The organism is Meiothermus sp. QL-1 (assembly GCF_003351145.1).
Classification (GTDB): domain Bacteria; phylum Deinococcota; class Deinococci; order Deinococcales; family Thermaceae; genus Meiothermus.
Window position 1 is genome coordinate 406706 of the sequence record NZ_QQSV01000002.1, and the last position, 8877, is coordinate 415582.

Sequence of the window (8877 nt, forward strand, 5' to 3'; positions counted from 1 at the left end):
GGGCCTTCCCCCTTACCATGCCCCCAACATGGGACCCACCCTTGCCGAGCTACAGTACGCGGTGGATGTGGCCTTGGGCCGCCGCCCGGGCAGCCTTTTGCTCAGGAACGCGCGGCTGCTCAACGTCTTCAGCCTAACGGTGCAGCCTGCCCACATCCTGCTGGCCGGGCCGCTGGTGGCGGCCGTGGGCGAGGCCTACGCCGAGGCCCAGGCCGAGGAGGTGATTGACCTCGAGGGCCGCTGGGTAGCCCCCGGCCTTATCGACGGGCACGTGCACCTCGAGAGCTCCCTGGTCACCCCGGCCGAGTACGCCCGGGGGGTGGTCCCCCGGGGGGTGACGGGAGTGGTCACCGACCCCCACGAGATCGCCAACGTGGCCGGGGTGGCTGGAATCGAGTGGCTGATGGAGGCGAGCGAGGGGCTGCCGCTGGAGGTCTACGTGACGGTGCCCTCCTCGGTGCCCTCCACCCCCCTCGAGACCAGCGGGGCCCGGCTGGGCCTGGCCGAGATGGAGCGCCTGCTGGCCCATCCGCGGGTGGTGGGGGTGGCCGAGCTGATGAGCTTCCCCGCCATTCTGGCCGCAGAGGCGGGGGAGCTGGAGAAGGTGCGCCTGGCCGAGCGCTTCCGCAAGTCGCCCGAGGGGCACGCCCCCACCCTGGTGGGGCCAGCCCTGCAGGGCTACCTGGCCACCGGCATCGCCTCTGACCACGAGAGCACCGCCTTGGAGGAGGGGCGGGCCAAGCTCGAGGCCGGCTGCTTTCTGATGGTGCGGGAGGGCTCCACCACTCGCAACCTGGCGGCCCTGGCCCCGCTTTTTCGCCCCGAGCACGCCGATCGCATCGGCTTGGTCACCGACGACCGGCTTCCATCCGACCTGATCCGGGAGGGGGGCGTGGACTTCCTGGTGCGCAAGGCCATCGCCCTGGGGGTGGACCCGGTCTATGCGGTGCGGGCCGGTAGCTACAACGTGGCCCGGCACTACGGTCTCAGGCGGCGCGGCGCGGTGGCGCCGGGTTTCCAGGCCGACCTGGTGGTGCTGGAGGACCTGGCTACCTTCCGCGCGGCCTCGGTCTACCAGCGGGGCCAGCGGGTGGCCGAGGGGGGGCGGATTTTGGTGGAGCTTCCCAAGGCCAAGCCCAGCGCGGCGGTCTCCCACACGGTTCGCCTGCCCCCCCTGGCTCTGGAGACCCTGCGGATTCCGGCCAGGGGTGGGCGGGTCCGGGTCATCCGGGCCATTCCCCACCAGGTGCTCACCGCCGAGGAGCTGGTGGAGCCCACCTTGCGGGATGGTGAGGTGGTGGCGGACCCAGCCCGCGACCTGGCCAAACTGGTCTGCATCGAGCGCCACGGCCGGGCAGGACGGGTAGGGGTGGGGCTGGTCACCGCCTTTGGGCTGCAAAGGGGAGCCTTGGCCTGCACCGTGGGCCACGATCACCACAACCTGATGGCCGTGGGCGTTCGAGACGAGGACCTCCTCCTGGCGGCCCGGCGGCTGGAGGCCCTGGGCGGGGGGATGGTGGCGGTGGCCGAAGGAGAGGTGCTGGCTGAGCTGGCCCTGCCCATCGCCGGGCTTATCACCGATGAACCGCTGGAGGTGGTGGAGGCCAGGCTCCAGGCCCTGGAAGCCGCTGCCCGGGCCCTGGGGGTCCACCTGCCCGAGCCCTACATGGTTCTCTCTTTCCTGGGCCTGGCCGTCATCCCCGAGCTGCGCCTTACCGACCATGGACTGGTGGACGTGCGTCGGGGGGCCCTGGTGCCGCTTTGGGTGGAGTGATATGAATAGACCGGCATGGTAATCCTGCGCGGTCTGGTCGTCCACACCCCCAAAAATCCCTTTCGCGAAGCCAAAGGGCTGGAGGCTTTTTCCGACGGGGGGATTGCCCTCGAGGGCGGGCGCATTGCCGCTCTGGGCTCTTTTGCCGAGGTAAGGGCCCGCTTTCCCCAGGCTGTGGTGCAGGACTGCCGCGAGGGGGTGCTCCTGCCCGGCCTGGTGGACACCCACGTCCACTACCCCCAGGTGCGGGTGATCGGGGCCATGGGCCACAGCCTGCTGGACTGGCTGGAAAAGCGCACCCTGCCTTTTGAGGCCCGGCTCGCCGACAACAAGCTGGCCCGCGAGCTGGCCCGGGAGTTCGTGCAGCTTTTGCTGAGGAACGGCACCACCACCGCGCTGGTGTTCGGCTCCCATTTCCAGGGGGCCACCGCCAACCTGTTCGGGGCTGCCGAGGATGTGGGGCTGCGCCTGATTGCGGGCCAGGTCTGCTCGGACCGGCTGCTGCGCCCCGAGCTGCACACCACCCCCGAGCGAAGCTACGCCGAGCAGAAGATGCTCATCCAGCGCTTCCATGGCCGGGGCAGGCTGCGCTATGCGGTGACCCCCCGGTTCGCCCTCTCGGCCTCGGAGGGGCTGCTCGAGGTCTGCCAAGCGCTTTTGGACGAGCACCCCGATCTGTACTTCACCACCCACATAAACGAGAACCCCGATGAGATCCGCACTGTGGCGGAGCTTTTCCCCTGGAGCCAGCACTACCTCCACACCTACGACCGCTTTGGCCTGGTGGGCGACCGCTCGGTCTTCGCCCACAACGTCCACCCCACCGAGGCCGAGCTCCTGCGCCTGGCCGAGGCTGGGGCGGCGGTGGCCCACTGCCCCAGCTCCAACGCCTTTATCGGCAGCGGGCTTTTCCCCATGCGGCGGCACCTGGAGGCTAGGGTGCGCTTTGCGCTAGGCTCGGATGTGGGCGGGGGTACGGGTTTCAGCCTTTTGAAGGAAGCCCTGATGGCCTACCTGGCCCAGCGCCTGCGGCCCGATGGGGTTTTGCTCACCCCGGCCCACCTGCTCTACCTGGCCACCCTGGCCGGGGCCGAGGCCCTGGGGCTGGCCGAGGAGACCGGCAGCCTGGCCCCCGGCAAGGCCGCCGATGTGATCTGGGTCAGGCCCCTGCCCGGGAGTGCCCTCGAGGTGCGCTTCCGCCACTCGGACTCGGCGGAGGACCTGCTGGGCTCGCTCTTCACCCTGCACGGCGAGGCCCAGGTGGCCCAGGTCTGGCTGGGGGGGGTCAGGGTGCTTGCTCCAAGCTGAGCATCCCTGCCCCCACCGCCTGGGCCGGGTGGGGGAGGGGCCTGGCCTGCTGGACTAAAACCTGCTGGAGCTGCGCCGGGTTGAGGGTCGGCTGGGCTTCAAGCCAGAGGGCCATGGCCCCGGCCACCAGCGGGGTGGCGAAGGAGGTGCCGGTGCAGGTGCCGCTGGTTCCACCAGGCTGAATACAATTGAGGCCGGTGCCCGGTGCGGCCAGGTCCACGTATTTCCCCTGGGTGGAGTAGGGGGCTGGCTGCCAGGTGGGCCCGTTCTGCTCCAAGGCCCCCACCGCCACCAGCCCCGGGAGGTCGAAGGCCGCGGGGTAGTGGGCCGGGCTGCCCTGGTTGCCCTGGTTGCCTGCGGCAGCGGCCACCGGAATACCCTGGCTCAGCGCGGCCTGCAAGGCGAGCCTGAGGGCCTCCACCGGGGTGTCCCCCCCCAGGCTCAGGTTGAGGACGGTGGGGCCCTGGTGGTTTTGCACCACCCAGCACACCCCCCGCACCACCCGGCTGGCCCGGCAGGTTCCGCCAGCGTCGCAGACCCGCACGGGGATGATGCCTGCCTGGGGCGCCACCTCCCTTACCAATCCGGCCACCCCGGTGCCGTGTCCCCCGGGGAAGCCGTCTTGCGGGATGGTGTCGTCCTCCACGAAGTCGTAGCCGGGAAGCTGGGGGATGGCCGCGTCCACCCCGGTGTCCAGCACCGCCACCCGCACCCCCTGCCCGCTTCGGCCCCGGCTGTGGGCCATGGGGGCCCCCACCACCTCCCCGCCCGGAATCCCCCCGAAGCTCCAGAGGCTTTCGGGGTCGGCCTTGTAGGCCGGGTCCTGGGCCTCCAGTTCTTCCAGGGCCTTGCCCAGGGCTTCACCGCTGTAGCCCAGCTCGGCTAGGGCGAAGCCGCAGGCCGCCAGGTCGTCCCGGCGTACTAGGGTGAGCCCGGTTGGTAGGCGGGGGGTCTGGCCCAGGGGCAGGCGCAGCAGAATCCGGTTGCGGTCCACCTGCCCCAGCACCCCTAAGGTAGCGGCCGCCTCCCGTCCTCCGGCCACCACCCGCACCGGTTGGGGACCGCCGGCGACGTTTGGCACGGTAAAGCGCAGCCGTCCGGCCTCACGCAAGGTGATTTGAGCGGGTTGGCTGCCCACATAGACCTGGGCCTCCAGGCCGTTCAGGCTCGAGAGCCTGGCCTCCACCTCTTCCCCGATGGCTGCCCGCGAAGGGGAGAGTACGGCTGAGGGGCTCTGAGGCGAGCATCCCACAACCCAAAGCAGTGCCCAGGCCAGCCACCACAGCTTTGATGATATTCTCCTCATTTGCCACCCCTTCTACATGCAGAAGGCTTTCTCCGCCTAAATCTAGTACCCGGATCGGCATGGCTAGGGAAGTGTGAGGTTGCCGCCGCCCACCGTGTAGCTGTTGGTACTCACGTCGGCCTCCTGGATGTAATCGCCCGGCTGGAATGTGCCGAAGGTGCTCGGATTATCGAGAGCGAAAAGCGGCTGGCTGCTCAGGATGGCCGAGACCTTAAAGCTGCCCGAGCCGGAGGTGGGAGCGGTGTAACCCAGCAAGCTGGAGGCTGAGAGGTCGGGCAGGGTGTAGCTGCTGGCATTGCCCAGCCAGGCTTTGGTCAGGCTCGCCGTGTAGTAAAGCTGCGCTGGCACTTGAAGGTTTATCCGATAACCCTGCAGGTCAGCGTCGCTGCGAGAAAGGCCGTTCACCGTGGGGTGGGCCGTCTGGCTCGGTACGCTTAGACTGCCGGAGGGCCAGGGGGTGGGCAGAGCCAGGCTGGGGGGGCTCGTGAAGAACTGAGTGCTCGACAACGAGGCGTTGGTCGCCTGGGCGACGACCCGTGCCGCGTAGCGATCGCCGCTCGCAAACCCACTCACGGGCCGGTAGCTGGTAAGGGAGGCGTTGACTCCACCCCCACCGCTGCTCCCGCTCAGGTAGAAGACCAGCGCACCGGGGCCCTGGATGGTGTAGCCCGATGGAGGGGTGGGCAGGCTCAGGCCGACGGGAGGCAACTGGTCGGCAGAAGCCAGGCTGGCGCTAGTGTTGCCTCCGCTGGTCACGTTCACGTTTTTGAGCACCTTGGCCACCTTAGCAGAACCAGCGCTGACCAGGGTCAGCAGCAGGTCCTGCAGGCCAGAGGTGAGGTTCAAGGTGGTGGATACGCTGCTGCCCGCAGGCACACAACCGGTATTGTTCACGCAGACCAAATCTCCGGCTGCATACAGGCCCGGGGCCACACTTATACTCACCGTGAAGGGGACGTTAGACGGCGCGCTGCTGCACTCCAGCTTTGGGTTGGGCAGTTCGCTGGCGGTAGCCTGGATAACCTTGACCACCAAGCCGCTGCACCGCACCGCCACCCCGTACCTGGTTTGGTTGTTCAAGTTGAAGGTGCCGGTCTTGGTGGTGGCGCCGGTTAGGGTAAGGGGCTGCCAGCTTCCCGAACCCACCTGGTAGGCAGCCGCGTTGAAACTGCCCATCGGGTCTTCCACGGTGAGGGTGATGCTGCCGGGGGGTGGGGGTGTGCCACCTCCGCAGGCCGCGAGCAGGAGGCCAAAGAATAAGAAACCAGCGAAGCGAAAGGCAAGGTTCATACTCCACATCCTTTCGCCGAGGACTCTAGCAAAACCACCCTTAACGCGCTCTGAACGCTTCCAATCGTCCCCGGTACCGCTCGGCCAGAACGGTATAGCGGGCCTCGTGCAGCAGTGCGATGGCCTCTTCCAGGCTCTCCGGATCGCCCCTGAGCTCGGCCAGGTTGGCCAGCACCGCGGCGGTGAGCACCCACTCCCGCCCCTCCTTGGCCAGGGCCAGGGCCTCCCGGTAGGCCGCCTCGGCCTCCTGCCGCCGGCCCTGGCGGTGGAAAAGCGCCCCCAGGTTGTTCCAGGCCCGGCCTGCCGCCTCCAGCACTCCAGCGGTCTGGGCAGCCTGGAGCGAGGCCCGGTACAGGGCCCCGGCCTCCTCGAGCCGCCCCTGCCTTTCCCGCACCACCCCCAGGTTGAGCAGGACTCGAGCCCGCAGAAGCGGTATCTCACCTGCGGCCTGCAGGGCCTCAGTAAGCACCGTTTCGGCCTCGGGGCTGCCCAGCTCGAACAGGGCGATGGCCCGGTTGTTGAGCGCGTCTACCTGCCGCGCGGTCTCCCCTGCGGCCAGGAAGCGCACCGCTGCGCGGGCAAAAAGTGCCGCTGCCTCCTCGAAATTGCCCCGGTTGTAAGCCAGCAGGCCCCGCAGGTTGAGGGCCTCCCCTTGGGCCCAGGTGCTCCCCTGGGCGGCCAGCTCTGCCTCCTCGGCCGCCCCCGGCTGGCCCAGGCGAAAAAGCAGGCTTCCCCGCACGGCCGCCACTTCGGGCCCGCTTTCCAGCTCCTCCAGGACCTCCAGGGCCTCCTGGTAGCGCCCCAGCCTTTCCAGGGCTCGAGCCTGCAAAAGCCGGGCTTGGGGGTGCATCGGCAGGCCCTGCAAGAGCCTGAGGCTTTGGGCCGGGTTTTCCGAGAGCAGCCGCTGGGCCTCGGCCAGCAGGGCCTGGAAGGCCCGCTGGCGGTCCTCCTCGTTCCAAAGCGGCCGGCCCAGCCGGTAGAAGGGCAGGGCCTCGCGCAGGGGCATCTGCCGGGCCAGCTCGAGGGCTACCTCCTGGGCTTCGAGGGGCCACCCGCTCGAGGTGGGCTCGGTTAGGGTGAGCCCCCCCAGATGGAGGGGGTGCCCGCTTCCATCCAGCAGACCCTCCTCGTAGAGCCGCTCGAGGGCCTCGGAGCTCAGCCTCAGCAGCTCGCTGGCCCGGCCCGGCGCCAGGTAGTAGGCCCAGAAGGCCCGGCGCGCCTCACGAGGCAGGGGCTCGAGCTTAGGCGGAGGGGGCTCGTGGGTTTCCAAGGCGTGGCGCACCCCATCCAGCCCCTGGACCTCCTCCAGAAGCGAACGGCCCTTCTCAGCAAGCCCCAGGGCGAAAAAGGCCCGGGCCTGCCGGTTATAGCCTTGGTAGACCTCCAGGGCTACCCGCTCCCGGGTGGACCAGACCCACTCCTCCAGCTCCTCGCCTAGGGGAATTTCCACCCCCCGCAGGAAGGCCCCTCGGTAAAGGCGGCGCACCTGGTCCGGCCGGCCCTGCTTTAGCGCTTGGCGGAGGGCCTCCAAGTCGGTGCTCAGGCGGGCGCTCAGCACCTCTTCCCCCTCGACCGCCCGCAGGGGGCGGAGCTGGCTTAGGGCCACCGAGAGGCTGTTCAGGGGGTCTTGGGCCTCGGGCCAGAACATCTCGGCCAGGCGGCGGCGGGGCTGGGGGCCCTCGATGGCCAGATAGGCCACCAGCAGAAGCGGCTTGGTCCGGTTGAAGCTTTGTCCCTCGAGCTCGAGCCCCCCCAGTGTGCGCAGCATCGCTCTAAAACTACCAGACAACTCCCGCTCCCGCGTGTGCGCTTGACCCGAGTGTACTATGGGAGGGAGATGTTCTCTAGGCCTATTCGCCTCCCCTTCCGCCTTTTGGGCATCCCGGTTTCCCTCGATCTGAGTTTCCTCATCGTGCTGCCCCTGCTGGCCTTCCTCATCGGCAGCCAGCTTCCCCTCTACCTGCGGCTGTTGCAGATTAGCCCGTCGCCGGAGTTGCTGCAGGGGCCTACCCCCTACCTTCTAGGTCTTTTGGCTGCGCTGGGCCTTTTCCTCAGCGTGCTGGTCCACGAGCTCGGCCACGCACTCGCCGCCCGGGCCTACGGGGTGCAGACCCGCGAGATCACCCTGTGGCTTTTGGGCGGGGTGGCCCAGCTCGAGCAAATTCCCCGTGCTCGCGGGGCTGAAGCGGTCATTGCGGTGGCAGGCCCTATCGTAAGCGTGCTTCTGGCCGGCTTTTTCGGGTTGTGGCGGGGGTTGGTTCAGGAGGGGCCTGTGCTCCAGTTTCTCCTGGGCTACTTGGGTTTCATCAACCTGAGCCTAGCCCTGTTCAACCTGCTGCCAGCCCTTCCGCTTGACGGGGGCCGGATTCTACGCAGCCTCCTAGCTCTTTACCGCCCCTACCTCGAGGCCACCCGCATCGCGGTGAACGTGAGCAAGGTGCTGGCCTTCGCCCTGGGTCTGCTGGGCCTGCTGGTGCTCAACCTGTTCATGATCCTGATCGCCTTCTTTGTCTTCATGGCCGCCAGCGCCGAAGCGGAGCAGGCTGTGGTGAGCCGCACCCTGGAGGGCCTGCAGGTACGCGACCTGATGACCCGTGAGGTGAGCACCGTACCGCCCAGCCTAAGCGTGGCTGGGTTGCTGGAAAAGATGATGCAGGAGCGCCACGTGGGCTACCCGGTGGTGGAGGAGGGCCGGCTTCTGGGCCTCATCAGCCTGGAGGACTTACGGGGAGCCACGCCGGAGACCCTGGTCAGGGAGCGCATGCGCCCTCCGGCCCAGATTGAGCCCCATGCCGAGGCCCTGGCGGCCTTGCAGCGCATGGCCCAGGAGGGCTTCTCTAGGCTGGTGGTGGTGGACGAGACCGGTGGCCTGGTGGGCATCCTGAGCAAGACCGATCTTCTGAGGGCGCTTCAGCTCCGCTCGGCTCAGCTTAGCCTGGAGGGGCTTGACAGTTTTAGGAGCACTCGCTAAGCTTCTTTTTGCGCTGCCGGAAGGCAGCCGGGGACCTTGAAAGGGAAGGACCGGCAGAAATCACGCCAACCATGCTGTTTTCCCGGGCATAAAACGGGAAGCTTTTCTGGAGAGTTTGATCCTGGCTCAGGGTGAACGCTGGCGGTATGCCTAAGACATGCAAGTCGAGCGGGCCATGGGGCGACTCATGGTTAGCGGCGGACGGGTGAGTAACACGTAGGTGACCTA

6 protein-coding genes and 1 rRNA gene are annotated in these 8877 nt (G+C 68.2%); 4 read left to right on the forward strand and 3 right to left on the reverse strand.

Annotated features, from left to right (window positions below; genetic code table 11):
* The first annotated feature begins 28 nt into the window (after positions 1-28).
* Positions 29-1774: an adenine deaminase gene (ade, locus tag DV704_RS04750; protein WP_114798405.1), complete on the forward strand. Its 1746-nt coding sequence runs from the start codon at positions 29-31 to the stop codon at positions 1772-1774.
* Between the two features lie 15 nt (positions 1775-1789).
* Positions 1790-3082, forward strand: a complete 1293-nt coding sequence (gene guaD / locus DV704_RS04755; RefSeq protein ID WP_114798406.1) for a guanine deaminase — start codon at positions 1790-1792, stop codon at positions 3080-3082.
* Here the strand turns inward: guaD and DV704_RS04760 are convergent.
* From DV704_RS04760 to DV704_RS04770, 3 genes are all read right to left on the reverse strand, one after another.
* Positions 3060-4388 (reverse strand): S8 family serine peptidase, encoded by a 1329-nt coding sequence (locus DV704_RS04760; protein WP_114798407.1) that lies wholly within the window; start codon positions 4386-4388, stop codon positions 3060-3062. The genes guaD and DV704_RS04760 overlap by 23 nt on opposite strands.
* Positions 4389-4451: 63 nt before the next feature.
* Positions 4452-5678: a peptidase S8 and S53 subtilisin kexin sedolisin gene (locus DV704_RS04765; protein ID WP_114798408.1), complete on the reverse strand. Its 1227-nt coding sequence runs from the start codon at positions 5676-5678 to the stop codon at positions 4452-4454.
* A gap of 40 nt (positions 5679-5718) precedes the next feature.
* Complete coding sequence (locus tag DV704_RS04770) at positions 5719-7446, reverse strand: tetratricopeptide repeat protein (protein ID WP_114798409.1); 1728 nt, start codon at positions 7444-7446, stop codon at positions 5719-5721.
* A gap of 69 nt (positions 7447-7515) precedes the next feature.
* Here DV704_RS04770 and DV704_RS04775 point away from each other — a divergent pair, with 69 nt between their 5' ends.
* Both DV704_RS04775 and DV704_RS04780 read left to right on the forward strand, forming a co-directional pair.
* Positions 7516-8649 (forward strand): site-2 protease family protein, encoded by a 1134-nt coding sequence (locus DV704_RS04775; RefSeq protein WP_114798410.1) that lies wholly within the window; start codon positions 7516-7518, stop codon positions 8647-8649.
* Between the two features lie 103 nt (positions 8650-8752).
* Positions 8753-8877: ribosomal RNA gene (locus DV704_RS04780) — 16S ribosomal RNA — on the forward strand; the annotation flags it as partial.

Coding starts and splice junctions, on each gene's coding strand:
- ade (WP_114798405.1), top strand. CDS start 29: ATGGGACCCACCCTTGCCGAGCTACAGTACGCGGTGGATGTGGCCTTG.
- guaD (WP_114798406.1), top strand. CDS start 1,790: ATGGTAATCCTGCGCGGTCTGGTCGTCCACACCCCCAAAAATCCCTTT.
- DV704_RS04760 (WP_114798407.1), bottom strand. CDS start 4,388: ATGAGGAGAATATCATCAAAGCTGTGGTGGCTGGCCTGGGCACTGCTT.
- DV704_RS04765 (WP_114798408.1), bottom strand. CDS start 5,678: ATGAACCTTGCCTTTCGCTTCGCTGGTTTCTTATTCTTTGGCCTCCTG.
- DV704_RS04770 (WP_114798409.1), bottom strand. CDS start 7,446: ATGCTGCGCACACTGGGGGGGCTCGAGCTCGAGGGACAAAGCTTCAAC.
- DV704_RS04775 (WP_114798410.1), top strand. CDS start 7,516: ATGTTCTCTAGGCCTATTCGCCTCCCCTTCCGCCTTTTGGGCATCCCG.